This is a genomic window from Bradyrhizobium sp. BRP56, from assembly GCF_020194035.1.
GTDB lineage: Bacteria > Pseudomonadota > Alphaproteobacteria > Rhizobiales > Xanthobacteraceae > Bradyrhizobium > Bradyrhizobium australafricanum.
The window spans coordinates 49878-74790 of record NZ_JADYVV010000002.1; the positions used below are offsets into that span (position 1 = coordinate 49878).

The window sequence follows — 24913 nt, forward strand, 5'->3', positions numbered from 1 at the left end:
CGGTGTGAAGCGTTTCATACCGGCCGGTTTCGCTTGCGACTATCATCGCGCGCATTGAACCTTTGGCGTACTGCCCGGACTCCTGATTGGGCGGGGAATTTTTCACCACGGAATCATTTGGAGTGCCGCCATGCCGAAAGCAGCCCGCATTTCGACGTCGATCCCGGTTTCGCCCGCATCCGAAAGTTCAGATACGACGCAGTTCGTGACGGTCGCGCTGTTCTCCGGCATCGGCCTGTTGATTTCGCTGGTCGCCGTCATCCTCGGCATACAGGGCGTCTGGTTCTGAGTTCCTCCACCTGAACGGCCTGCCGCCGCCAAGCGACGGCAGGCGCTTTGAATCACATCAGGCTGCGTTCAGATTGCCGGCGGCCTGCAGCGCGCCCGCAACCGCCTTTTCGCGATGCTCGGGGCCGACCTGGATGCCGTCGGCGGGGATGAACTCAACATTCCTGACGCCGATGAAGCCGAACACGCCACGCAGGTAGGTCTCGAGGTGCTCGAGCGCGGCCATCGGCGTGTCGGCGCCGTAATAGCCGCCGCGCGAGATCGCGATGATGACGCGCTTGTTGCCGGCCAGTCCCTCGACGCCGCCGGCGCCATACTTGAACGTCTTGCCCGCGACCAGGATGCGGTCGATCCAGGCCTTGAGCTGGCTCGGAATCGTGAAATTGTACATGGGCGCGCCGATCACGACGATGGCGGCGGCGAGGAACTCGTCCAGCACCGCCTGGCCGGTCGCGATGTCGTCGCGTACCGACGGGTCCGGCGCCGCGCCCTGACTGGCGGCGAGGTGCAGGCCGGAGAGGTGGGCGAGCGGGGTCTGGCTGAGGTCGCGATAGCTGACGACGAGGCCCGGATTGGCCTGGCACAGCCGCTCGACGGCAGCGGCCGAGACCTGGCGGCTGACGGAGTGGGGGCCGAGGACCGAGGAATCGATGTGCAGAAGTTTCATGGCTGAGGTCACCTTTGGTATAGGTTTGTAACTGGCGCTATATGAGTGACCGCCCTAAATCTCCGCAAGAACGCACATTTTTGAAACCCGAGCACACCAATGGAACCCGAGCACATCGATGTAACCGCCGAAACCGGCCTGCCGCGTGGCCCCGGGACGCATCAGGACTGCCGCGGCGTGGCCTCGGTGCTGTCGCGGGTCGGCGACAAATGGAGCGTGCTGGTCATCATGCTGCTGCGCGATGGACCGCGCCGCTTCAACGAGCTGAAGAGGATGATCAACGGCATCTCGCAGCGCATGCTGACCTTGACGCTGCGCGGCCTGGAGCGCGATGGCCTGGTGACGCGCACGGTGTTTCCGACCATTCCGCCGCGGGTCGACTACGAGCTGACCGATCTCGGGCGCGGACTGGCGGTGCCTGTGATGGCGCTCGGCGAATGGGCGTTCGCGCATCTGCCGGAAATCGAGGGCGCGCGAAACGACTTCGATGCGCGGAATGGCGAAGGCTGAGTTCGGAGCCTTCGCGTTCGGACAAGCAGACCCGTCATCCTGAGGAGCCTGCGTAGCAGGCGTCTCGAAGGATGCACGGCCACCAGTCGGGCCGTCGATCCTTCGAGACGCGCTGCGCGCTCCTCAGGATGACGGACAAGCGTTTGCGCGAGCGAGATATTCAGATCGTCAAATCATCGACACCAGCCCGCCGCCGTGGCGTTCGAGCCTGCCGGCGAGCTCGAGCTCGAGCAGCACGGCGCGGACAACGGCCGGCGACACGTCGGCCATCCGGATCAGATCGTCGAGGCTGATCGGGCTCGGCCCGAGCAGATCGATGATGCGGGCGCGATCGCCGCTATCGGTGGCAAAGTCCAGCGGCTCGTCGTCCTCGCGCACGCCGAGCATCACCGGCCGTTCCATGATCGGCGTGACCGCGCTGATGACGTCGGCGGCTTCGGTGACCAGCGTGGCGCCTTGCTTGATCAGATCGTTGGCGCCGGCGGCGCGCGGATCGATCGGCGAGCCCGGCACCGCGAACACCTCGCGGCCCTGTTCGGCCGCCATCCGCGCCGTGATCAGCGAGCCCGAGCGATGCGCGGCCTCGACGATCACGACGCCGAGCGAGGCGCCCGAGATCAAACGGTTGCGACGGGGAAAGTCGCGCGCCCGCGGCACATGGCCGAGCGGCATCTCCGAGATCGCCGCGCCGTGTTCGAGCAGGGCCGCAAGCAGATCCTCATGCTCGGGCGGGTAGATCCTGTCGTGGCCGCCGGCGAGCACGGCGACCGTGCCGCTGGCAACGGTGGCGCGGTGCGCTGCCTGATCGATGCCGCGGGCGAGGCCCGAGATCACGACAAAGCCGGCATCGCCAAGATCGCGCGCGAGCTGGCCTGCAAATTTCAGCCCGGCGCCGGAGGCGTTGCGGGAGCCGACGATCGCGATCATCGGCCGCATCAGGGTGTCGCGCGCGCCGCGCACGGCAAGCAGCGGCGGCGCGTCGTCGATGGTGGCAAGCCGCGCCGGATAATGCGCTTCCTCCGGCGCGACGAGATCGATGCCGAATTTGCGGCAGGCCGCGAGCTCGGCGGCGGCGTCGGCCTCGCTGCAGATCCGTCCGGGGCCGGAGGCGCCGCCGCGGCGGGCGAGGTCAGGCAGGCGCTCCAGCGCGTGCGCCGCATCGCCAAAATGGCGGAGCAGCGATGCAAAGGTGCGCGGGCCGACATTGTCGGAGCGGATCAGCCGCAGCCGGTTGAGCCGTTCGGTGTCGGTGAGTTTTGGAGGGCTGGGCGAGCGGTCATGCATGCGGGGCGCAGCTTCGCCCAACCTGAGATTGTGATCAACTGCGACATTGGCGCAGCCGCGCGCGACGCGCTAAAAGCGCTTGGCAAGAAGCCGCCAAAAACCGTCAAGAAACAGGAAGTCCGCCGATGATTTCGCTTGCCGATCTCCAACGCCGCATCGCCTCCGGCGAATTGTCCACCGATGCCGCCATCACGCAGACGCGGGACGCCATCGCGGCGCAGGACAAGACTATCGGCGCCTTCGTCCGCCTCGACGAGACGGCGCGTGCGCAACAGGCCGGGCCGTTGCGCGGGATTGCGGTCGGCATCAAGGACATCATCGATACCGCTGACCTCCCGACCGAGATGGGCGCCGCGATCTATCGCGGGCATCAGCCGCGCGCCGACGCGCCGGTCGTGATGGCGCTGAAGCAGGCCGGCGCCACCATCATCGGCAAGACCACGACGACGGCGTTCGCGGCGAACGATCCGACCGCAACGCTCAATCCGCACAATCACGCGCACACGCCGGGCGGCTCGTCATCGGGCTCGGCCGCAGCGGTCGCGGCCGGGATGATCCCGCTGGCGCTCGGCACGCAGACCGGCGGCTCGGTGATCCGGCCGGCCTCGTTCTGCGGCGTAGCCGCGATCAAGCCGAGCTATCGGCTGCTGCCGACCGTCGGCGTGAAATGCTTCTCCTGGACGCTCGACACCGTCGGGCTGTTCGGCGCCGGCGTGCGCGATGTCGCGCTGGGGCTCGCTGCGATGACCAGGCGGCCCGAGCTGGTGGTGCCGTCGAAGGTTTCCGCGCCGCGCATCGGCGTGGTCGCGCAGGCCTTCGCCGGTTCGCCGGAACCTTCCGGAGCGGAGGCGTTGCAGAAGGCCGCGCGTGCGGCGGAGCAGGCCGGTGCGACCGTGCACGAGTTCGCTGTGCCCGAGATCATCGCCGAGGCGTGGCGGATCCATCCGGTGGTGCAGGATTTCGAGGCGCATCAGTCGTTCGCCTGGGAATACGGCCAGAACTACGATGCGATGCCGCCGCTGCTGCGCGGCCGGCTCGACGAGAGCAAGGGCGGCACGCCGGCGGAGTACGACGCTGCAATGGACGTCACGCTGCGCGCACGGCTGGCGCTGGCCACGATCCTCACCGAGGTCGACGTGCTGCTGACGCTGTCGGCACCGGGCGCGGCACCCGAGGGTTTGGCGTCGACCGGCGATCCCCGTTACAACCGGCTCTGGACCTTGATGGGCGTGCCCTGCGTCAACGTGCCGACGCTGACCGCCGAGGGCGGATTGCCGGTCGGCGTGACCGTGATCGCGGGTTTTGGCGATGACGCGAAGGCGCTGGCGGCGGCGAGCTTTGTCGAGGACGCGTTGAAGCGGTAGGCTTGGTCATTCCGGGGCGATGCGCCGCATCGAACCCGGAATCTCGCCCACAACTTCTGGATTCCCCGATGCGCAATTGCGCACCTGAGGCTCATCGCTGCGCGATGCCCCGGAATGACATACGTCACTTCCGCTCGCCGATCTTGCCCTCGGTACCGGCCTGCAGGCGCTGGATGTTCTCGCGGTGCATGTAGAACAGCAGCAGCGTCAGCACGGCGAACAGCGAGGCGAGCGCGTTATGGCCGAACCACCACAGGAACAGCGGCGTCACGAACGCGGCGATCAGCGCCGACAGCGACGAGTAGCGCGTGGTGTAGGCGGTGCCGAGCCAGATCACGGCGAAGATCAGCGCCGCCGGCCAGAACAGGCCGAGCAGCACGCCGAGATAGGTCGCGACACCCTTGCCGCCGCGAAACTTCAGCCAGACCGGAAAGAGGTGGCCGAGGAACGCCCCCAGCGCCGCCAGCATCGCCGCGTTCGGGCCGTCGATGGTGCCGGCGATGATGACGGCGACGGTGCCCTTCAGCATGTCGCCGAGCAGCGTCGCCGCGGCGAGGCCCTTGCGGCCGGTGCGCAGCACATTGGTGGCGCCGATATTGCCCGAGCCGACCGTGCGCAGATCCTGCGTGCCGGCCATCCTGGTCAGCACCATGCCGAACGGGATCGAGCCCAGCAGGTAGCCGATCAGGAAGGCGAGCGGCAGCAGCCCATCAGCAGACATCGCGGTGGTTCCCTGGAGCGGTCCCGCCCGAACCGGGCAGCGCCGTCAATGAAATATTAACCATAAATCCGCACCATGGCCTTGGTAATGAGGGAGCTTATCATGGCTTCTGTTCGCAGGCGGCTGGAGCAGTTTTTCTTTGTCGTTTACGTCGCGGCCATCGTCGTTGGCACAACGATGGAAGCGATGTCGCAACTCGCGTCGCGCTGAGTTCCACCCCAGTTTCAGACGTGCTCGTACACGGTCCGTCCGCCGACGATCGTCCGCGTCACGCGGCCCGAGAAGCGGGCGTCGTCGAACGGCGTGTTCTTGCACAGTGATTTGAGATCGTCGCGGTCGAGCACCCAGGGCGTGTCGGCGTCGATCACGATGACGTCGGCCGGCGCGCCCGCGCGCAGCGTGCCGCCGGGCAGGCCCAGCAGCTCCGCCGGCCGCGTCGACATCGCCCGGATCAGCGTCTTGAAATCCATCTCGCCATTGTGGATCAGCCGCAGCGCCGCCGGCAGCATGGTCTGCAGACCGACTGCGCCGCTCGCCGCTTCCGCGAACGGCAGCCGCTTGACCTCGACGTCCTGCGGATTGTGGTCGCTCATCACGACATCGATCAGCCCGGAGGCCAGCGCTGCGACCAGCGCCTTGCGGTCCTCCTCGGTGCGCAGCGGCGGCGCCAGCTTGAGGAAGGTGCGGTAGGGGCCGATGTCGTTTTCGTTCAGCGTCACGTGGTTGATCGAGACCGAGGCCGAGACATTGTGGCCGGAGTCGCGGGCGCGCTTGAGGATCTCCAGCGACTCGATCGAGGTCAGCGACGCCGCGTGATAGCGCCCGCCGGTCAGGCCCGCGAGGCGCATGTCGCGCTCGAGCATGATCGACTCGGCCGCGGTGGGAATCCCTGCGAGACCGAGCCTCGTGGCGAATTCGCCCTCGTTCATCACGCCTTCGCCCACCAGATTCGGATCCTCGGTGTGATGCACGATCAGCGCGTCGAAATCGCGGGCATAGGTCAGCGCGCGCCGCATCACCTGGGCGTTGGTGACGCTGCGGTCGCCGTCGGTGAAGGCGACGGCGCCGGCAGCCTTGAGCAGGCCGATCTCGGTCATCTCCTGGCCCTGCATGCCCTTGGTCAGCGCCGCCATCGGATGGATGTTGACGATCGCGGTGTCGCGGGCGCGGCGGAGCACGAAGTCGACGGTCGCCGAATTGTCGATCACCGGCGAGGTGTCGGGCTGGCAGATGATGGTGGTGATGCCGCCGGCCGCGGCGGCCTGGCTGGCGGAGGCGAAAGTCTCGCGATGGCTGGCGCCGGGCTCGCCGACAAAGGCGCGCATATCGATCAGGCCGGGGGCCACGATCTTGCCGGCGCAATTGACGATGTCGGTGCCTTCGGGGACGCCGGCGGCGCCGATGCCGCGCTTGGCGTCACGGATGACGCCATCGGCGATCAGGACGTCGCCCGGACCGTCGAAATCGCGCGACGGATCGATGACGCGGGCGTTGGCGAGCAGGATGGGGCGGCGGTCGGTCAGCATCGGTCTCACGCGTTTGGCAGGTTGCGGGCGAGCGCTTCCAGCACCGCCATACGTACTGCCACACCCATTTCAACTTGTTCACGGATCAGCGACTGCGCGCCGTCGGCGACGAAGGTGTCGATCTCGACACCGCGGTTCATCGGGCCGGGATGCATCACCAGCGCATCCGGCTTGGCATAGCCGAGCTTCTTCTGGTCGAGGCCGAAATAGTGGAAATACTCGCCCGACGACGGCACGAAGGAGCCGTTCATGCGCTCACGCTGCAGCCGCAGCATCATCACGATGTCGGCGCCGTTCAGTCCCTCGCGCATGTCGCGCGCGACCTCGACGCCCATCCGCTCGATGCCGGGCGGCAGCAGGGTGGAGGGGGCCACCACGCGGACGCGCGCGCCCATGGTGTTGAGCAGGAAGATGTTGGAGCGCGCCACCCGCGAATGCAGCACGTCGCCGCAGATCGCGATCGTCAGCCCCTCGAGCCGGCCCTTGTTGCGGCGGATCGTCAGGGCGTCGAGCAGCGCTTGGGTCGGGTGCTCGTGGCTGCCGTCGCCGGCATTGATCACGGAACCGTCAACCTTGCGCGCCAGAAGCTCGACCGCGCCGGACGCGTGGTGGCGTACCACGAGGATGTCCGGGTGCATCGCGTTCAGCGTCACAGCAGTGTCCATCAACGTCTCACCCTTGCGGGTCGACATCGACGACACCGACATGTTCATGACGTCGGCGCCCAGGCGTTTTCCGGCGATCTCGAACGAGGACTGGGTCCGGGTCGAGGCCTCGAAGAACAGATTGACCTGGGTGCGGCCGCGCAGGGAGGCGCGCTTCTTGTCGACCTGGCGGTTGAGCTCGACATACTCCTCGGAGAGGTCGAGCAGGCCCGTGATGTCGTCAGCGGAAAGGCCCTCGATGCCCAGCAGATGCCGGTGACCGAGGACAAAAGTCGATTTCAATGATGGGGTCATTAAAGCGAGAGCTATAGGCGCGGATGGCCGGTGGGGCAAGCGCGAAGAGGGCTCGCGGGAGTTTTCCCCGAGTAAGATGTCGCCGCCTTCTCGGCGGTCCTGCCGGGGTTCGCCGGGGGACATCCGCGCCTTGCTTTTGCGGGATTTTCCGGAACAAGACGTGGATGGCCGGGCATAGGCGGAGCGGCAGCGACGCCGTCCTCCTGACGGGCTATACCCGGCCGTGACGCCGGAGCGAGACCTCGTGAAAATTGTCGTGATCGCATGGATGACCATCGCGTTGATCCCGGGGGCGATCTCGCCTGCCTTCGCTCAGAACTTGCCCGGCGACTTCGCGTTCCTCCGCGACATCGATCCGACCATCATCCAGGACATCCGCTACGCCGGCGCGAACAATTTCATGGGCCGGCCGCTTGCGGGCTATGGCGCGGCGGAATGCGTGGTGAAGCGGGAGGTCGGGCTCAGGCTCAAGGCCGTGCAGCAGGAACTGGCCCGGCAAAGACTGTCGCTGAAGATGTTCGATTGCTACCGGCCGGCCCGCGCTGTCGCCGACATGGTGGCATGGTCGAGGAACGGCACCGAGACCGCCGCCGAGCGGCGCTATAACCCGGCCTTCTCGAAGGCGGACCTGTTCCGCCTCGGCTACATCGCCACCCATTCGGGACATTCGACAGGGGCCGCGGTCGATCTCACGCTGGTCGATCTTGGCGCCGACAATTCGCGCAAGTTCGATCCGGCCAGGGACTATGCCGACTGCACCGCGCCGGCCGCCACGCGCGCTCCGGAGGGCAGCGTCGACATGGGCACCGGTTACGATTGTTCCGACCTGAAGGCCCACACCGCGACGGGCTCGATCACGCCTGCGCAGAGGCGCTGGCGCGCCATGCTGGTCGCGGCGATGGCCCGGCAAGGGTTCGCGAATTATGCCAAGGAATGGTGGCACTTTTCGCTGCCGCGGGCAGGCGGGCCGGCCTACGACTTCCCGATCGTCCGGGCGCGGTAGCGCGTTTTCGAGAAGTGGACGCCGGTTCGCGTGAAGAAAACGCCTCAGAACAAGAGACTGGAGCTTCGATTCTGTTTCAATCAGAACCGAAACTCTAGGGCAGGATTTTCCTCAAATCCGAAGCATTTTCGCAAGACGACGCTTGCCATCGCAAAAGTAGCCGAGCGCGCTTTCAACACTCCTTAATTGTGGCCGTATGAAGTGCGGGCAACACGGGAGCATGCAGCATGCGTTTCGCAGCCATTGCAATTGTTGTCGTCGGCGTCGCCGGCGTCTTGATTTACGATCGACACGACAAGAGCGCGAATTATCAGCGCGTCGATGCCACATCAGCGGCGTCAGCGAGCAATGCTATCTGGAAAAGGTCGACCGCGGGGTCATCACCAAGACGACATCGACCTCCGATCTGACCCGCTGCGAGATTGCCGAGCTGCTGCGCAAGGAGCACCCGAAGTGGCAGGGCTATGACGTGAAGCACAAGATCGAGGTGAAGGTCATCTATGTCTCGCCGGTCGACGGAGCCACCCACCAGTCGAGCCTGCAGATGTCCTATTTCCCCAACGGCAAGCCGCTGCGCGCCGGGGACGTGTTTCCCGTCCTTGCCTCCAAGACCAAGGCGGACAAGACGCGTTCGATCTGACCGCCGCGGTCCGACAGGACGGAAGCACAACCATGCGCCTTGGCCTCTACGCTATGATCGCTGTCGCCGTCGCGAGCTTCTATGTCTATAGCGAGCTCGACAAGCGACTGAACTTCCGGCCGATCGACGCGCGCGTCAGCAGCGTCAAGGAACAATGCTACATGGAGAAGACCGAGGGGTCGCGAAGCTCGACCTCCGATCTGTTGCCGTGCGAGCTTACCGAGCTGCTGGCACGCCATCATCCGAAGTGGCAGGGCGCCGACATCAAGCACAAGATCGAGATCCGGTTTGCCTACATCTCGCCGGTGGACGGCGCCGCGCATGAGTCCAACCTGCAGTTGGCGGCCTATCCCGATAACCGGCAATTGAGCAGCGGCGACATTTTTCCTGTCCAGGCTTCCAGGAAGGAGGCGAACCGGACCCGCGTCAATGACTGGGTCGACCGCTGGCTCGGCCGCCATGCGCCCAAGCGCGCAAGCATCTAAAGCATGGAAGCATCCAGCGGACGTGTACTTTTCGCTGCCCCGCGTCGGCTCGCAGGCTTATGATCCTCCGATTCCATTGCGCAGCGGCTGGCCCGTGATCCCGGCCGGAAGAGGCCGGTTGTCCAGGCCGCATGCGTGCAGACCAGTTGCCGAGGAGACCATGACGCAGGCTCCGTTTGCCACCCACGACGTCTTCAACCAGTCGCCGCCGTTCGAAAATGTCGACCTGTTCACGGTGGACGCGCCGCTCGCCGCGGCGGTCGCTGCCAATGGCGGGGCGGCGGCAACGGCGGAGCTGTCGGATTTCGGCAAGCATTGGGGCTCGGACGCGATGGCGGAGCGCGGACGCATCGCCAACGAGAACACGCCGAAACTGCGCTTGTTCGATGCCAGGGGCAATCGCCGCGACGAGGTCGAGTTTCACCCGGCCTATCACGAGCTGATGGCGCACTCCGCGCATGCCGGCGTGCACAACTCGACCTGGAGCGCCGACGGCAAGCCGGCCGGCGGAGCGGCCGAGGTGGTGCGTGCGGCAAAGTTCTACATCGCTTCCCAGGTCGAGACCGGCCATCTCTGCCCGATCACGATGACGCGCGCCTCGGTCGCGGCGCTGGCCTCGCAGCCGGATATTCTGGCGAAGACGATGCCGGTGATCGGAACGCGCGCCTACGATCCCACCTTTGCGCCGTGGTGGACCAAGCGCGGCATGACCCTCGGCATGGGCATGACGGAAAAGCAGGGCGGCACGGATGTGCGCGCCAACATGACGCGCGCCGAGCGCGACGGCGGGGCCTGGCGTGTCACCGGGCACAAATGGTTCATGTCGGCACCGATGTGCGACGCCTTCCTGGTGCTGGCGCAGACCATGAATGGGCTGAGCTGCTTCTTCATGCCGCGCTTTGCGTCCGACGGCGCGGTCAACGCGATCCACTTCCAGCGCCTGAAGGACAAGCTCGGCAACCGCTCCAATGCCTCGTCGGAGGTCGAATTCCACGGCGCTTATGCCGAGCTGATCGGCGAGGAGGGCAAGGGCATCCGCACCATCATCCAGATGGTGCAGCTGACGCGGCAGGATTGCGCGATCGCATCCGCCGGCCTGATGCGCTCGGGGTTGGCGCATGCGCTCCATCACGCGCGGCACCGCAGCGTGTTCCAGAAACACCTCGCCGACCAGCCGCTGATGCAGGCGGTGCTGTCGGACATGGCGCTGCATGTCGAGGCGTCCATCGCGCTGGTGATGCGGCTCTGCCGTGCCTTCGATCGCGCGCCGGCCGATGCGGGCGAGGCCGCCTATATGCGGCTGCTGACGCCGGCGATCAAATACTGGACCTGCAAGAGCGCGCCCGGCTTCCTCTATGAGGCGATGGAGTGCCTCGGCGGCAATGGCTATGTCGAGGAAGGCATTTTGGCGCGCCACTACCGGGAGTCGCCGGTCAACGCAATCTGGGAGGGGTCCGGCAACGTGATGTGCCTCGACGTGTTGCGCGCGCTCGGCCGCGAGGCTGACGCCGCACTCGCGGTGCTGCGCGCGCTTGCCGAGGAGACCAAGGGCCTGCCGGGCGCCGCCGAGGCCGTTGCCTCGATCGGGCAGTCGTTCCGCCGGCCGGACAGCGAGCGCGTCGCGCGGCTTGCGGTCGAGCAGCTGGCGCTCCTGGCGGCAACCGCGGCGCTCAACCAGGTCTCGCCGAAAAACGCCGAGCTGTTCGCGGCGACACGGCTTGCCGAACGCCACGCCGGCATGTACGGCGCGGTGGACTTATCCGATGCCGATCAGCGCGCGCTGCTGGCGCGGGCGCTGCCATGACCACATTGACCACCGTCATGCCCGGCCTTGTGCCGGGCATCCACGTCTTTGCTTCGACAGGGCAGGGAAAGACGTGGATGGCCGGGACAAGCCCGGCCATGACGAATTGATAGAGCCGAGGTTCGCTAATGGATTCTCTCACGCCGCAAGACGCGACTGCCGCGATCGAACCGCCGCCGCTCCCCCCGCGGGTCTGGAAATTCTGGGGCACCGCGCTGTGGGGCCTGTTGATCTTCGCCGCGATGTTCGTCGGCCAGGTCACGGTCATCGTCTGGCGCATCGTGGCGCAGGGCGGCGAGGTGTCGACGGCCGGCATCACCCATGTGGTCGCCGACGGCCTGACGATCTCGCTCTCGGTCCTCGCCGGCCTGCCGATGGTGTTGCTGGTGCTGTGGTTCGCGATCCGCCGGACCCGGATCCCGTTCGCCGATTATCTCGGGCTGCGCGGGACGTCGTGGAAGAACGTGATCATCGGCGTCGTCGCGCTCGTCGTGCTGGTCGGAGCCTGGGACATGGTGTCCCGCGCCGCCGGCCGCGAGGTGTCGCCGGGCTTCATGGGCGACGTGCTGAAATCGGCGCAGGAGCACAGTGCACTGTGGCTCCTGGTGATCGCCTTCGCCGTGGCCGCGCCGCTCTGGGAGGAACTGTTCGCACGCGGCTGGCTCTACCGCGGCTGGTCGGAATCCGCGCTCGGACCCTATGGCGCGATCCTGCTGTCGTCGATCGTTTGGACCGTGATGCACCTGCAGTACGACTGGTTCTTCCTCTGCCAGGTGCTGACGATCGGCCTCCTGTTCGGCTATTTGCGCTTCCGCACCGGCTCGACCTGGCTGACCATCCTGCTGCACGGGCTGAACAATTTCGCTGCGACGATCCAGACCTGGTGGCTGGCGGGCTGAGAGTTCCCTATGCTAGGTTGAAGCTAGGCCCACCTTCGCTGCAACGTTGTTGCAGAAGAATCCCATATGTCGAACTTCGAGAATGCCAACGCGCCGGTCCCGGCTTCGGCGAAATCGCCGCGGGTATGGGATTTCCTGGAGACGACGCTTGTTGGCCTTCTCGCCTACGGCGCGTTTCTTCTGACGGGAGGGCTTGGTGTTCTTGTCCTTATGCACGCGCAGTATGGGACAATCCCGATTGCTCAGGCCGGGCTCGAGGGACGCTGGCAGGGTGCAGGTCTGGTGCTCGGAAGTCCAGCCGCTGTTGCGGTGCTTTGGGTCGCCGTCCGTAAGCTCGATCGGGACTTTTCCGAATACCTTGCGCTCAATTGGCCCAGTTCAAGAGAGCTTTTTCTCGCATTCGCCATCGCGGCAGTTCTGCTGATTGTGGAGAGCTGTTTTCTAGCTTTCGTAGGAGCAGACACGAGTTGGGCCGCTCCCAATCTGAACGTGCAGGGGCGGGTTGGCTTGCTCACCTTCCTGATCGGCTGCTGCTTGGCCGCGCCGATCATGGAGGAGTTTGTTTTCCGCGGCTTTTTGTTTCGAGGATGGTCGCAGTCCTTCGTCGGACCAGTCGGTGCCATCGTCTTGACATCACTGGTTTGGGCTCTCAACCACACGCAGTACGATTGGTCCTATCGTTTTTGTCTATTCGTTTTCGGCCTCGCTCTGGGCTACTTTCGTTGGCGCAGTAATTCGACCTGGCTGACTGTGATCGTTCACTCGGCCTTGAACATAGTCAGCTGCTTCACGATAGGCCCTTACGCTTAACGCCCCATCGCGACGATCACGATCGGCATCGTGATGGCCGCCGGAGCCGTCTGCAGCGCGATGATCCGGAACAAGCAGTGGCGCATCGCCGCCCATCGGAAGGTTGACGAAGGGGATGCCAGCGGCCCCCTCGAGTGCTATGATCTAGATCAATGAATGAGCGCGGGCCGGACTGAAACCAGGCAGCGGCGGCTGCCGTCGTGCGAGCTCTTCTCATGGCTATCTTGATCCGAGCAATCCTGGCCAGCGTCGTCGCGCTGGCGTCTCTCGGCGCCATCACGCAGCAGGTGCGCGACCAGGGCGTTACCGACACCGAAATCCGGATCGGCAATGTCATGCCGTATAGCGGCGCGCTGGAGATTTTCGGCCAGATCGGCAAGGCGGAAGCCGCCTATTTCGAGATGATCAACGAACGCGGCGGCATCAATGGCCGCAAGATCCGCTTCATGTCCTATGACGATCTGTCGGATCCCTCCAACGCCATGGATCTCACGCGAATTCTGGTCGAGACCGACAATGTGCTCTTGATGTTCGGTTCGTTCGGCACGCCGGGGAATCTCGCCGTGCGGAAGTATCTCAACGAACGCAAGATCCCCCAGCTTTTCGTTGCTTCCGGCGATCACGAGCTCAGCGAGCCGTCGCTCTATCCGTGGACCATGGGCTGGCAACCCTCGTACCGCGAGGAGGGGCGCATCTACGCCAACTACATCCAGGCTTTCTATCCCGGCAAGAAAATCGTGGCGCTTTGGGAGAATGACCAGTTCGGGCGCGAATTGTTCAAGGGACTGGTGCAAGGGCTGGGCGACGTCGCCCACAACATCAGGGTCGACATCGCCTATGATGTCGACGATCAGCACCTGGACGGTCACGTCTCGATCCTGAAGCAATCGGGCGCCGAGGTCTTTGTGTTTGCCGGAGTTCCGGAAAATGCCGCCAAGGTGATCCGCGCCGCGGCCGATCACGGCTGGCGGCCGGTGTTCGTCGTGAACCAGATGGCGTCATCGATCGAGACGGTGCTCAAGCGGGCCGGCACGGAGAATGCGACCGGCGTCATCACCGCCGCGTTCCTGAAGGATGCGAGCGATCCGGCCTGGAGAGCGGAGCAGGGCGCCTGGTACAGTTTCCTGGACAAGTATACCAAAGCCGGCGGCAAGGATGACGCGGCCGCAGTCTACGGCTATGCCGCCGCCGAAACGATGGTCGAGGTGCTCAGGCAATGCGGCAACGACCTGTCGCGTGAGAACGTCATGAAGCAGGCCGCGGCGCTCAGGGATTATCAGGCGTCCGCTCTGCTCCCCGGCATCAAGATTAACACCGCTCAGTTCCGACCGGTCGAGCAATTGCGGTTGCTTCAGTTCGATGGCCGTAGCTGGCAGCCGATCGGTGATGTGCTCGATACGGCGTTCGTCGGTTCGTCTGGAAAATAGCGACGACCAGGAGAAGCCATACGAGCCGCGCCAGTTGTTGCGGGCCTTCGCTGCTTGCTGAAGCGCAAGGGCGCGTTGTGGCGCTAAGTAGCCGCGACCGGCGGGCCGGTCGATCGCGGGAGAGCGCGCGCCGCTCGGCGCGACGCGGCTTCGAAAGAAATGACTTGTTGCGCGGATGGCACAGGAGCCCGCGGCCAAATCAGGTACATTGATACTGTATTGAAAGACTTTTCATCACCCGGAGCATTGCGTTGGCGTCAGACGCAGTCAGTCTGGCTGATACAACAAGCGTAGCGGACGCGGCGGCTGCTACAGCGCCTTTTCGCGTAAAGATCGTGACGCGCGACGAAATCGCCGGTTGTCCCGCTTGGGCTGCCAGCTTCGCCGATCTGCGCAAGGATCACCGCTACTACGAGATCCTGGAGGATACGCTCCGCGAGCGCGTCGAGTACCGGTACTTCGCGATCATCGACCGGGCGGGCTGTCTCCACGCCGTCCAGCCGTTCTTTCTTCTCGACCAGGACGTTCTCGAGGGACTTGGAGCGGAATGGCAGCCGCTGCTGGCGCGCATCCGAGACTTCGTTCCCGGGTTTCTCAAAATGCGAACCCTGATGGTCGGATGCTTCGCCGGTGAAGGGCATCTTGCCGGATCAAGCACGGTGCCGTCCGGCAAGATCGCCGAGATTCTTTGCGGCGAAATCGTCACGCTCGCCCGATCGTGCGGGGCGCAACTCATCGTCCTGAAGGAATTCCCCGCGCGCTACCGGCCGGTGCTGGATTGCTTCGTCCGGCGCGGCTTCGCCCGCGCGCCGAGCATGCCGATGACGGCGCTCAATATCGAGCACGACGACTTCGATGCCTACATGCAAAATGCGCTGCCGCGGTCGGCGCGCTGGCAGCTCCGCAAGAAATTCAAGGCAACCGACGGTGAAACCATAGCTCTTACCGTCACCGACGACGCAAGGGATGCGGTCGACGAGATCTATCCGCTCTACCTGCAGGTCTTCGATCGCTCGAAATTCCGTTTCGAGAAACTGACAGCCGACTATCTCCGCCGGCTCGGCAGCGACATGAAGGACAAGGTTCGCTTCTTCATCTGGCGCCGTGGCGGCAAGGTGATCGCCTTCAGCCTTTGCATGGTGGAAGGCGACAGTCTGTTCTGGGAGTATGTCGGCCTCGACTATGCTGTCGCGCTCGACCTTCATCTTTATTACTACACCATTCGCGACATGATGAATTGGGCGATCGCCAACGGTTACAGGTGGCTTCGAAGCACGGGTCTCAGCTACGAACCGAAATTCCGGATGCGGCATGACCTCGATCCGCTCGACCTCTATGTGCGGCTTCGCTCTCCGCTTCCGAACGCGATCTTCAGGCTCCTGTTGCCCTGGATCGTACCGGCCCGCTATGACAAGACCCTGCGCAAGTTCGCGAACTATCGCGAAGTCTGGTAGAGACCGATCGCGCGGCGCTATTCAAGGCCGATCGGGTGCGCCTTCTAAAGCCCCACCGCGGCAATCACGATCGGCATCGTGATCGCGGCCAAAATCGTCTGCAGCGTGATGATCTGGGCGAGCAGCGGCGCGTCGCCGCCCATCTGGCGCGCCAGCACATAGGCTGACGGCGAGGTCGGCACCGCGGCGCAGGCCGCGACGATGGCGAGATTGGACCCGGTGACGCCGAACCACACCGCGAGCGCGACGGTCAGCGCCGGCATCAGGACGAGTTTCAGCACCAATGCCGCGCTGGCAGCGAGGCTGGGCCGGAAGATGCCTTCCAGATGCAGCCCGGCCCCGGTGACGAGCAGGCCGATCGCCAGCGACGAGCCGCCGAGCGCGTCGGCGACGTCATACCAGATCTGTGGCAGCGGGATGTGCGCGACATTGATGACGAGCCCGATGACGCAGGCCCAGATCAGCGGGTTCTGCACGACAGTCATCACGATGGCGCCGGTCGAACGCTTCTCGGACGAGGCATATTTCGCCAGCACGGCGACGCTGAACACATTGACCAGCGGGATGATCGCGACCATCGCGACCGAAGCCAGGGCAAGGCCTGTGCTGCCATAGAGATTGCGCGACACCGAAAGCGCGACATAGGTCTGCCAGCGCGTCGCGCCCTGGAAGATCGAGGTGAAGGCGGGGCCGTCGACGCCGGCGCGCGCCAGCGGGCCGCGCAGCGCGAGGCAGAATAGCGACATCACCAGCGCCGCGAGCAGCAGCGCGCCGCCGACGCCCGCGACCGGCACCGTGGTCAGGTCGGCCTTGACCAGTGTCTGCACCAGGAGCACCGGGAACAGCACGTAATAGGTCAGCCGCTCCAGCCCGTGCCATTGCGTATCGAGCGGCATCAGCGTGCGCTTCAGGACGAAGCCGAGCACGATCAAGAGGAACACCGGCAGCAGCGCCGCGATCACCACGACCATGGTCAGCGCTCACCGCGCAGCTTCGCGAGCCGGTCCAGTGCGCCCTGCAGGATGAAGATCGCGGCGTGCTCGTCGATCACCTCGGCGCGCCGGGCGCGGCTGACGTCCATCCCGATCAGCTCGCGCTCGACCGCCGCGGTCGAGAGCCGCTCGTCCCACAGTCCGATCGCAAGCGCGGTGAGGTCGGCCAGGTTGCGGGCGAAGGCCCGGGTCGATTGCGCGCGCGGGCCTTCGCTGCCGTCCATGTTGATCGGCAGGCCGAGCACGAAGCCGACGGCATTGCGTTCGGCGGCGATCGCGAGCAGCCGCGCCGCATCGGCCTTGAACTGCTTGCGCTGGATGGTCTCGACGCCGGTCGCCAGCCGGCGGTCCGGATCGGAGGCGGCAACCCCGATGGTCTTGGTGCCGAGGTCGAGGCCGACAAGCGCGCCGCGCTCGGGCCAGTGCGGCGCAGCTTCGATCAGGGGAAGGATGGGGGCGGGCATGACGCTAGCGCTTAGCACGCACCCGCGCGCCGAGGCAAAGCCCGGCACTGCCGTGGCGTCCATGCGAAAACGCCTCAGCGCGGGGAGCGGGCGGCCCGCGTAAGTCGGCGACCGGCTCGGGTCACGGTCACATCAACCGGCTTGGCCGCATACACCCAAAACGTTCGTGTTGTGACAAACTTCCGTTGTGATTGTGGTTCAGTTTGTGAGGGAGGTCACATGATACGCGTGAATTTCTGTTACGATATTACGTCAAGTTATGATCCGGGGGCAGCAATCGACCCGTTTCGGCCGGTCGTTTCATTGACGTGAATTCGTAAGGCTTTCGCGGCGCGCTATTTATTTTTGATTTTGAACGGAGAGCATCATGCTGATCAAGCCGACACTCATTACCGCATCGGAGCAGCGTCTCAAGCAGGCGGATTTCTCGCCGGCAGTAGACTTTCGATTGACTCCAGATCTGCGATCGCGATGAGTTCAAGTCATGTGCTGAAGCAATCGCAGCCTTGCACATAATTTCTCCAGGAGTGAAAATGATTGAGAACCGCAAATCCTCTGAATTGAGGAAAACCTTCCGATCAGCGCAAGCCTCAAAGTTTCTCTCTAAGCATCATCTAACGCCAGAAGGCATCGATCGATATCTAGATGCGCGCGATACGTTCGATACAGCGACGATTGTCAGCACTCCGCCAAACGTCAAAGAACCAGACTTCCCGATCGTCGGAGCTAACACCGATCCGAAGACTCGGCGTACCGTCAACGATAGCAATTTCGAGGCCGACATGAGCGCGGCTCTGAGCGGTTTAGGCGTCGCCGGGTACTCTATGCGCGTGCGTCGCCGCGGACAAACTGTCTTCACCCTAAATGGCGGGTCAGCAAGGATTTCGCCTGACTCAGATGCAAAGAACTGGGACACGACTATCAAAATGCACGTGGCCAGCGTCAGCAAGCTTGTTACGTCGATGGCGGTTACGAAGCTCCTACTCGACAAGGGTATCGATGTCGACACCTCGATAACAAACTTTCTGCCACGCCATTTTCGGGTTGCTCCGACCTCGCGGCAGATCACCCTCCGCCATCTGCTCACCATGACTTCAGGCTTTCGCCAGATCCAATATGGAGGACTAAACGACGGCTATACTTATTATGATTTTAAACAGTACGTCGAACGCGGCGTCGATCCGGCAAATTTCGGTCAGTGGAGTTATCATAACGGCAACTTCATCGGTCTTCGGATCGCAATGGCAGTCATGTCAGGCATGATCGATCCTAATGCTGAGTTTGGCGTTCCAGAAGACCCCGATGCACATGATACGCTTTGGGACGCCCTCTCGGTTGATGATTACGTCAAATACGTGAGCCGCAATATTCTGAGGCCCGCCTCCGTCACTGCAAAAATCCATCCCGCCGACGAGGACAGCCTAGCCTATTCCGCATCACTTCGAGCGCCAGGCTGGAAGGCCGACCCCTGGTTAGGTGCCGGTACCGACGCCTGGTGGTTCTCTGTCGATGAGATTCTTAACATCATGTCGGCTTATTGGGACGGTGACGGGATTGTTCGCAAGTCCGCATCGCATCAAGCTCTTCGCTATAACTTCGGTCTTGACGACACGAAGGAGTGGCAGCTCTCGGACGGCGTACAGGACTGCTTCATGAAGAGCGGTTACTGGTCAGATGGCATGAGTCGAACGCAACAATGTTCGGTCACCTTCGCGCCAAATGATACTTTAATCGCTGTCTTCGTGAATTCACCCATTGCCTCGACGAACATCCCAAGCATCGTCGAAAGGCATCTGCAGGCAAACATCAGTTAGCGGTCCAACGAACAAGAGCGCGCCACCGCAGCCGGCTGCGAGCGGAGCGGCTGGCGCCCGTCGCCTTCCAGGCGCTCGTCCACAGAGACAACGGATCCTCTCCTCAATGAGACTTGCAGTAGTTCTGTTTTGTGTGAAGACCGGTCGGGGAACGAGCGGCAAATCGCCACGGTCAACAGATGTCTGCCTCGGTTAGAATCAGCCCGGGCATGACGAGTTTTTGGAGACACTGATCGTGCCGATCCCCCAATTGTGATTGCCCCGCCGGTCAGGCGGCGATCACCCGCTCGTCGCCACCGAGGCACGCGGCCAGCCCCTGCAACGCGCTGTACTGATGCGCGGTGCGGCGCTGGATGAACAGTGTCTCGACATGCGCATGCTGCGGATTGAGCTTGTGGATGTTGATGTCGCGCTGGACATGGTCGCGCTCGACGACGGCGCGCGGCAGCAGGGTGACTCCCATGTCGGCGGCGACGCAGCCGACCATGCCGTCCAGCGTGCCGAACTCGAAGCGGACGGCCGACGGCCAGCCGAACTCGGTGAACACCTGTTCGAGACGCTGCCGGTAGGTGCAGCCGGTGCGGAACACCAGCGCGGTCGGGCCCGACTCCGGCGTGCCGGCGCGCAACGCGGCCAACGATTTCCAGCGCTGCGCGGTGACCAACACCAGTTCCTCGGTGAAGGCTGATGTCGCTGACAGTTCGGCATGCTCGATCGGACCGGCAACAAAGGCGCCGTCGAGCGAGCCGTCGAGCACGGCGGCAACGAGGTCGGCGGTCGGCGCGGTGCGCAAGGTCAGGCGCACCGCGGGATAGCGGCGATGAAACTCGGCGAGCAGCGTCGGCAGCCGCACCGCGGCGGTGGTTTCCATCGAGCCGATCGACAGTGGACCCTTCGGCTCGCCATCGTCGCGCGCCGCAAGCACGGCTTCGCGCGACAACGCCGCCATGCGCTGCGCATAGGGCAACAGGCGGCGGCCGGCGCCGGTCAGCGACATGCCGCGGCTGTGGCGCTCGAACAGCGTCGTGCCTATCTCGGCCTCCAGCGCCTTGATGCGCTGGGTGACGTTCGACTGCACGGTGTTCAGCTCGTCGGCGGCCCGGGTGATGCCGCCGAGCCGGGCGACCGTGGAAAAGGTGAGCAGGTCGGTTAATTCCATCTGGGACCACCGTTCTGATTTAGAGATGGTAGCGTTCTCTAGTATTCATTATCCGAGAATGTTAGGCCCGCTTAGGCTGCAAGTCCAGAACAGCAAGTCCAGAACAGGGAGCAAGCGCATGCCGATCAGCACCGAATTGACGGCACGTCTGGACATCGAGCATCCGATCCTGCTGGCGCCGATGGACACGATTGCCGGCAGCGGGCTGGTCAAGGCGGTCAGCGTCGCCGGCGGCTTCGGCATTCTGGGCGGCGGCTACGGCGACAAGACGCGGCTGCAGACCGAGACCGCGAAGCTGAAGGGTTTTGCAAAGCCGTTCGGCATCGGCTTCATCACCTGGAGTCTCGCCAGGCAGCCCGAGCTGATCGACATCGCGCTGGATGCGCGGCCGCGCGCGGTGATGCTGTCATTCGGCGATCCCGCGCCGTTCGCGCCGAAGATCAAGGCCGCAGGCGCGCTGCTGATCTGCCAGGTGCAGAGCGAGGAGATGGCGCGGCAGGCGCTCGATTGCGGCGCCGACATCCTGATCGCGCAGGGCACGGAGGCGGGCGGTCACGGCGCATCGCGCACCACGCTCGACATCGTGCCGGCGATCATCGATTTCGCGGCGGGGCGCGTGCCTGTGGTTGCGGCCGGCGGCATCGCGGACGGGCGTGGCCTCGCGGCGATGATGATGCTCGGCGCGTCCGGCGTGCTGATGGGAACGCGCTTCTACGCCAGCGTCGAGGCCGACGCGGCCGAGCAGGCCAAGCAGCTGATCTGTGCGGCAAAGAGCGGCGAGACGGTGCGCGGCGTGGTGTTCGACTGGTCGCGCAAGCTGATGTGGCCGGCGCCGTTCACCGCGCGTTCGCTCGCCAACGATCATCTGCGGCGCTGGAGCGGGCGCGAGATCGAGCTGATGCAGCGCGCCGACGACATCGCGGTGGAGTATGCCGCCGCGAAGGCCGCCGCCAATTTCGATGTCGCCGCGGTGTTTGCCGGCGAGTCCGTCGGCCTGATCCATGATATCGTTCCGGCGGCCGAGATCGTCGGACGCATCGTCGCCGAGGCCGAGCAGTCGTTGCAGGGCCGGCGCAACTCTCTTTCCTCTTTGACCTGAACAAGCGTGAGACGCACCATGTGGCCGGACCGTCGATTGATCGATCGTTTCAAGACCGAATTCCCGATCGTGCTGGCGCCGATGGCCGGCGTGATGGATGCGGAGCTGGTGATTGCGGTGGCGCAGGGGGGCGGGCTCGGCTCGCTGCCATGTGCGATGCTGTCGGCCGAGAAGGCGCGCGAGCAGGTCAACATCATCCGTCAACGCGTTTCTGCGCCGGTCAACCTCAACTTCTTCTGCCACAAGGCGGTCGACGCCGATCCGGCGCGCGAGGCGAACTGGCGGCAACGGCTGGCGCCATACTATCGCGAGCATGGTCTCGATCCGAATGCGCCGATCAATGCGGCGAACCGCGCGCCGTTCGACGCGGCGTTCTGCGCGGTGGTCGAGGAGCTGAAGCCCGAGGTCGTCAGCTTCCATTTCGGCCTGCCGGAGCCAAACCTGTTGCAGCGGGTGAAAGCCACCGGCGCCACCGTGATGTCGTCGGCGACGACGGTGAAGGAAGCGATCTGGCTCGAGGAGAACGGCGCCGACGTCATCATCGCGCAAGGCGCCGACGCCGGCGGCCATCGCGCCATGTTCCTGACCGATAACATCGCCGAGCAGCCCGGGACGTTCTCGCTGCTGCCCCAGGTAGTGGATGCGGTCAAGGTGCCGGTCGTCGCGGCCGGCGGCATCGCCGACGGGCGCGGGATTGCCGCGGCATTCGCGCTCGGCGCCTCCGGCGTGCAGGTCGGCTCGGCCTATCTGCGCTGCCCGGAGTCCAAGGTGACGGCGCAGGCCCGCGTCGCGCTGGCGCAGGCGAGCGACGAATCCACCGTCATCACCAATGTGATGACCGGCCGCCCGGCGCGCGGCGTCGCCAACCGTGTGATGCGCGAGGTCGGGCCGATCTCGCCGGACGCGCCGGCGTTCCCGCACGCAGCGACCGCCCTCGGACCGCTGAAGGCGGCTGCCGAAAAGCAGGGCAAGGTCGATTTCACCAATCTGTGGGCCGGGCAGGCGGTGCGGATGGGCAAGGAAATGCCGGCGGCCGAGCTGACCCGGGCGCTGGCCGGCGCCGCGCTGGCGCGGATGGCGGCTCTGTCTCAGACCTGACGCGCGGCCTCGTTCAGATCAGGCAGGCCACGTAGAGGATCGCGACCCCCAGCGCCGTGCCGATCGACCAGAGGGCCGGGTCCCAGCCCTCCGGGCGGGGGCTGCCGTTGAGCATTGACATGACGCGCTCCGAACTTTTCTGCTTGGGGTCAGTAGGCGCCGTGAATGTTTCGGGACGACTTCGCGGCGGCCGCGAACTGGTTTCGCCGTGCGTTTCGCAGCCGGAATCCGTGGCAGGGTGTCTTGTCCGGTCGCCGGATGGGCTCCAAAGCCCCGTTGGGCGGGCAAATCCGCGCGGTTGCGGCGCAAAACCGGCCTCTGCTATACGGCAGGCTGACCTTTCAGCCCCGAGGCCCTATATAATGTCCGTAGACGCTACGACCGTCCGCCGCATCGCGCATCTGGCGCGGATCGCGGTCAGCGACGCCGAAGTTCCCCATCTCCAGGGCGAGCTGAACGCGATGCTGGCTTTTGTGGAGCAGCTGTCGGAAGTGAATGTCGACGGCGTCGAGCCGATGACCTCGGTGACGCCGATGGAGATGAAGAAGCGCGCCGATGTGGTCAATGACGGCGAGATCGCCGACGTCATCGTCCGCAACGCGCCCGACACCGTGAACGACTTCTTCCTGGTGCCGAAGGTGGTCGAGTAACGCAAGCATCGCGTTTTCGAGTGAAGTGGATACTGGTTCGCGTGAAGAAAACGCGTCAAACAAAAGCGACAAAGTTCAATGTGTCTGCTGTGCGACGATGAGAAGGCCTACAAGGCCTATATGGACTTCCTCGATGCCATGGAGCGCAAGGGGAAGGTCGCCGATCCCAACGCGGCGATGGACGCCGTGCTCGACCATCTCGAGGCGCTTGACGCCGCCCGCGCCAAGGAAAATGCCAAGGCAAATAACCTGGCGCGCCAAGACGACCCCGCCAACGACAAGACCCTGTCTTCGTTCTTCTGCAGCCCGATCAATAAATGACTGATTTGACATCGCTGACGATCGCCGAGGCCCGCGAGGGCCTGGCGAGCAAGTCTTTCACCGCCGTTGAGCTGACCGATGCGCATCTCGCCGCGATCGAAGCCGCGCGCGTGCTCAACGCCTATGTGCTCGAGACGCCCGACCGCGCCCGCGAGATGGCCAAGGCCGCCGACGCGAAAATTGCAAAAGGCGAGGGCGGACCGCTCGCCGGCATCCCGCTCGGCATCAAGGACCTGTTCGCGACCCGCGACATCAGGACCACGGCGTGCTCGAATATCCTCGGCAATTTCATTCCGCCCTACGAGTCGACGGTGACCTCGCAGCTGTGGCGCGACGGCGCGGTGCTGCTCGGCAAACTCAACAATGACGAGTTCGCGATGGGCTCGTCGAACGAGACCTCGTGCTTCGGCCCGGTCACCAACCCGTGGCGGCGCGAGGGCTCCAATACCACGCTGGTGCCGGGCGGCTCGTCCGGCGGCTCGGCTTCGGCGGTGGCGGCTGCTCTCTGCATGGGCGCGACCGCGACCGACACCGGCGGCTCGATCCGCCAGCCCGCCGCGTTCACTGCAACCGTCGGCATCAAGCCGACCTATGGCCGCTGCTCGCGCTGGGGCATCGTCGCGTTTGCATCCTCGCTCGACCAGGCCGGCCCGATCGCGCGCTCGACGCGCGATGCCGCGATCCTGATGCGCTCGATGGCGGGGCACGATCCCAAGGACACCACGTCGGTGGACATCGCCGTGCCGGATTACGAGGCCGCGATCGGCAAGTCCGTGAAGGGCATGAAGATCGGCATCCCCAGGGAATATCGGCTCGACGGCATGCCGGCCGAGATCGAAAAGCTCTGGAGCGAGGGCGCGCAGTGGCTGAAGGCCGCCGGCGCCGAACTCGTCGAGGTGTCGCTGCCGCACACCAAATATGCGCTGCCGGCCTATTACATCGTGGCGCCGGCGGAGGCCTCGTCGAACCTCGCGCGCTACGACGGCGTGCGCTACGGGCTGCGCGAACCGGGCAGGAACATCATCGAGATGTACGAGAACACCCGCGCCGATGGTTTTGGCGACGAGGTGCGCCGCCGCGTGCTGATCGGCACCTATGTGCTGTCGGCCGGTTACTACGATGCCTATTATCTGCGTGCGCAAAAGGTCCGGACGCTGATCAAGAAGGACTTCGAGGACTGCTTCGCCAAGGGTGTCAACGCAATCCTGACGCCGGCGACGCCGTCGGCAGCGTTCGGCATCGGCGAGAAGGGCGGCGCCGATCCGGTCGAGATGTATCTCAACGACATCTTCACGGTGACCGTGAACATGGCGGGCCTGCCGGGCATCGCCGTGCCCGCCGGCAAGGACTCGCAAGGCCTGCCGCTCGGCCTGCAACTGATCGGCCGTCCGTTCGATGAGGAGACGCTGTTCTCGCTCGGCGAGGTGATCGAGCAGGCGGCCGGCCGGTTCACGGCGCCCAGATGGTGGTGAGCG

At 64.7% G+C, this 24913-nt stretch carries 26 protein-coding genes; 18 read left to right on the forward strand and 8 right to left on the reverse strand.

Annotated features, from left to right (window positions below; all coding sequences use genetic code 11):
• Window positions 1-130: 130 nt before the first annotated feature.
• The gene (locus tag I6F38_RS01920; RefSeq protein WP_092078167.1) at window positions 131-289 is read left to right on the forward strand and encodes a hypothetical protein; all 159 of its coding nucleotides are present in this window, start codon (window positions 131-133) and stop codon (window positions 287-289) included.
• A 57-nt stretch (window positions 290-346) separates the two neighbouring features.
• Here I6F38_RS01920 and I6F38_RS01925 read toward each other — a convergent pair whose 3' ends face one another.
• Window positions 347-955, reverse strand: coding sequence for an NAD(P)H-dependent oxidoreductase (locus I6F38_RS01925; protein WP_225158871.1), 609 nt, complete (start codon window positions 953-955; stop codon window positions 347-349).
• Window positions 956-1054: 99 nt separating this feature from the next.
• Between I6F38_RS01925 and I6F38_RS01930 the strand changes: the two genes are divergently transcribed.
• Window positions 1055-1465 carry a helix-turn-helix domain-containing protein gene (locus I6F38_RS01930; protein ID WP_038380388.1) on the forward strand — a complete coding sequence of 137 codons (411 nt, stop codon included), beginning with the start codon at window positions 1055-1057 and terminating at the stop codon, window positions 1463-1465.
• Between the two features lie 168 nt (window positions 1466-1633).
• Here I6F38_RS01930 and dprA read toward each other — a convergent pair whose 3' ends face one another.
• Entirely contained in the window at window positions 1634-2749 is a 1116-nt protein-coding gene (dprA, locus tag I6F38_RS01935; RefSeq protein WP_225158872.1) for a DNA-processing protein DprA, read from the reverse strand.
• Here dprA and I6F38_RS43915 point away from each other — a divergent pair.
• Together I6F38_RS43915 and I6F38_RS01940 are read left to right on the forward strand one after the other, a co-directional pair.
• Window positions 2744-2878 carry a hypothetical protein gene (locus tag I6F38_RS43915; protein ID WP_276573465.1) on the forward strand — a complete coding sequence of 45 codons (135 nt, stop codon included), beginning with the start codon at window positions 2744-2746 and terminating at the stop codon, window positions 2876-2878. The genes dprA and I6F38_RS43915 overlap by 6 nt on opposite strands.
• Window positions 2875-4113, forward strand: coding sequence for an amidase (locus tag I6F38_RS01940; protein WP_225158873.1), 1239 nt, complete (start codon window positions 2875-2877; stop codon window positions 4111-4113). Before I6F38_RS43915 ends, I6F38_RS01940 begins: the two co-directional genes overlap by 4 nt.
• A gap of 124 nt (window positions 4114-4237) precedes the next feature.
• On the opposite strand, the gene plsY is transcribed toward I6F38_RS01940, so the two are convergent.
• The 3 genes from plsY to I6F38_RS01955 all read right to left on the reverse strand — a co-directional run bounded on the left by plsY (window position 4238) and on the right by I6F38_RS01955 (window position 7319).
• A complete protein-coding gene (gene plsY / locus I6F38_RS01945; RefSeq protein ID WP_076834465.1) occupies window positions 4238-4834 on the reverse strand; it encodes a glycerol-3-phosphate 1-O-acyltransferase PlsY in 597 nt (198 codons plus the stop codon).
• Window positions 4835-5058: 224 nt separating this feature from the next.
• The gene (locus I6F38_RS01950; RefSeq protein ID WP_225158874.1) at window positions 5059-6360 is read right to left on the reverse strand and encodes a dihydroorotase; all 1302 of its coding nucleotides are present in this window, start codon (window positions 6358-6360) and stop codon (window positions 5059-5061) included.
• 5 nt (window positions 6361-6365) lie between these two features.
• Entirely contained in the window at window positions 6366-7319 is a 954-nt protein-coding gene (locus I6F38_RS01955) for an aspartate carbamoyltransferase catalytic subunit (protein WP_026192854.1), read from the reverse strand.
• A gap of 268 nt (window positions 7320-7587) precedes the next feature.
• On the opposite strand from I6F38_RS01955, the gene I6F38_RS01960 reads away from it, so the two are divergent.
• The 8 genes from I6F38_RS01960 to I6F38_RS01995 all read left to right on the forward strand — a co-directional run bounded on the left by I6F38_RS01960 (window position 7588) and on the right by I6F38_RS01995 (window position 15841).
• Window positions 7588-8322, forward strand: a complete 735-nt coding sequence (locus I6F38_RS01960) for a M15 family metallopeptidase (protein ID WP_225159045.1) — start codon at window positions 7588-7590, stop codon at window positions 8320-8322.
• A gap of 220 nt (window positions 8323-8542) precedes the next feature.
• Entirely contained in the window at window positions 8543-8962 is a 420-nt protein-coding gene (locus I6F38_RS01965) for a hypothetical protein (RefSeq protein ID WP_225158875.1), read from the forward strand.
• Between the two features lie 32 nt (window positions 8963-8994).
• Entirely contained in the window at window positions 8995-9447 is a 453-nt protein-coding gene (locus tag I6F38_RS01970; RefSeq protein ID WP_028341011.1) for a hypothetical protein, read from the forward strand.
• A 160-nt stretch (window positions 9448-9607) separates the two neighbouring features.
• Window positions 9608-11251, forward strand: coding sequence for an acyl-CoA dehydrogenase family protein (locus I6F38_RS01975; protein ID WP_225158876.1), 1644 nt, complete (start codon window positions 9608-9610; stop codon window positions 11249-11251).
• A gap of 128 nt (window positions 11252-11379) precedes the next feature.
• A complete protein-coding gene (locus tag I6F38_RS01980; protein WP_076834453.1) occupies window positions 11380-12150 on the forward strand; it encodes a CPBP family intramembrane glutamic endopeptidase in 771 nt (256 codons plus the stop codon).
• Between the two features lie 66 nt (window positions 12151-12216).
• Window positions 12217-12960, forward strand: a complete 744-nt coding sequence (locus I6F38_RS01985; protein ID WP_225158877.1) for a CPBP family intramembrane glutamic endopeptidase — start codon at window positions 12217-12219, stop codon at window positions 12958-12960.
• Between the two features lie 215 nt (window positions 12961-13175).
• A complete protein-coding gene (locus tag I6F38_RS01990; protein WP_225158878.1) occupies window positions 13176-14387 on the forward strand; it encodes an ABC transporter substrate-binding protein in 1212 nt (403 codons plus the stop codon).
• Between the two features lie 335 nt (window positions 14388-14722).
• A complete protein-coding gene (locus I6F38_RS01995; protein WP_225158879.1) occupies window positions 14723-15841 on the forward strand; it encodes a GNAT family N-acetyltransferase in 1119 nt (372 codons plus the stop codon).
• A 44-nt stretch (window positions 15842-15885) separates the two neighbouring features.
• Here I6F38_RS01995 and I6F38_RS02000 read toward each other — a convergent pair whose 3' ends face one another.
• Together I6F38_RS02000 and ruvX are read right to left on the reverse strand one after the other, a co-directional pair.
• Complete coding sequence (locus tag I6F38_RS02000) at window positions 15886-16812, reverse strand: AEC family transporter (RefSeq protein WP_225158880.1); 927 nt, start codon at window positions 16810-16812, stop codon at window positions 15886-15888.
• A gap of 2 nt (window positions 16813-16814) precedes the next feature.
• Window positions 16815-17297, reverse strand: a complete 483-nt coding sequence (gene ruvX, locus I6F38_RS02005) for a Holliday junction resolvase RuvX (RefSeq protein WP_225158881.1) — start codon at window positions 17295-17297, stop codon at window positions 16815-16817.
• Between the two features lie 533 nt (window positions 17298-17830).
• Here ruvX and I6F38_RS02010 point away from each other — a divergent pair.
• Window positions 17831-19111 carry a serine hydrolase domain-containing protein gene (locus tag I6F38_RS02010; protein WP_225158882.1) on the forward strand — a complete coding sequence of 427 codons (1281 nt, stop codon included), beginning with the start codon at window positions 17831-17833 and terminating at the stop codon, window positions 19109-19111.
• A 268-nt stretch (window positions 19112-19379) separates the two neighbouring features.
• On the opposite strand, the gene I6F38_RS02015 is transcribed toward I6F38_RS02010, so the two are convergent.
• Window positions 19380-20270 carry a LysR family transcriptional regulator gene (locus I6F38_RS02015; RefSeq protein ID WP_225158883.1) on the reverse strand — a complete coding sequence of 297 codons (891 nt, stop codon included), beginning with the start codon at window positions 20268-20270 and terminating at the stop codon, window positions 19380-19382.
• A gap of 58 nt (window positions 20271-20328) precedes the next feature.
• Here I6F38_RS02015 and I6F38_RS02020 point away from each other — a divergent pair, with 58 nt between their 5' ends.
• The 5 genes from I6F38_RS02020 (at window position 20329) to gatA (ending at window position 24910) form a co-directional block, all read left to right on the forward strand.
• On the forward strand, window positions 20329-21369 hold the full coding sequence (locus tag I6F38_RS02020) for a nitronate monooxygenase (RefSeq protein WP_225158884.1): 1041 nt from the start codon (window positions 20329-20331) through the stop codon (window positions 21367-21369).
• Window positions 21370-21387: 18 nt separating this feature from the next.
• A complete protein-coding gene (locus tag I6F38_RS02025) occupies window positions 21388-22467 on the forward strand; it encodes a nitronate monooxygenase family protein (RefSeq protein WP_225158885.1) in 1080 nt (359 codons plus the stop codon).
• A 362-nt stretch (window positions 22468-22829) separates the two neighbouring features.
• Window positions 22830-23117: an Asp-tRNA(Asn)/Glu-tRNA(Gln) amidotransferase subunit GatC gene (gene gatC / locus I6F38_RS02030; protein WP_225158886.1), complete on the forward strand. Its 288-nt coding sequence runs from the start codon at window positions 22830-22832 to the stop codon at window positions 23115-23117.
• A 78-nt stretch (window positions 23118-23195) separates the two neighbouring features.
• Window positions 23196-23438 carry a hypothetical protein gene (locus I6F38_RS02035; protein ID WP_225158887.1) on the forward strand — a complete coding sequence of 81 codons (243 nt, stop codon included), beginning with the start codon at window positions 23196-23198 and terminating at the stop codon, window positions 23436-23438.
• Entirely contained in the window at window positions 23435-24910 is a 1476-nt protein-coding gene (gatA, locus tag I6F38_RS02040; RefSeq protein WP_076834438.1) for an Asp-tRNA(Asn)/Glu-tRNA(Gln) amidotransferase subunit GatA, read from the forward strand. The genes I6F38_RS02035 and gatA overlap by 4 nt, the downstream gene beginning before the upstream one ends.
• Window positions 24911-24913: the final 3 nt, after the last annotated feature.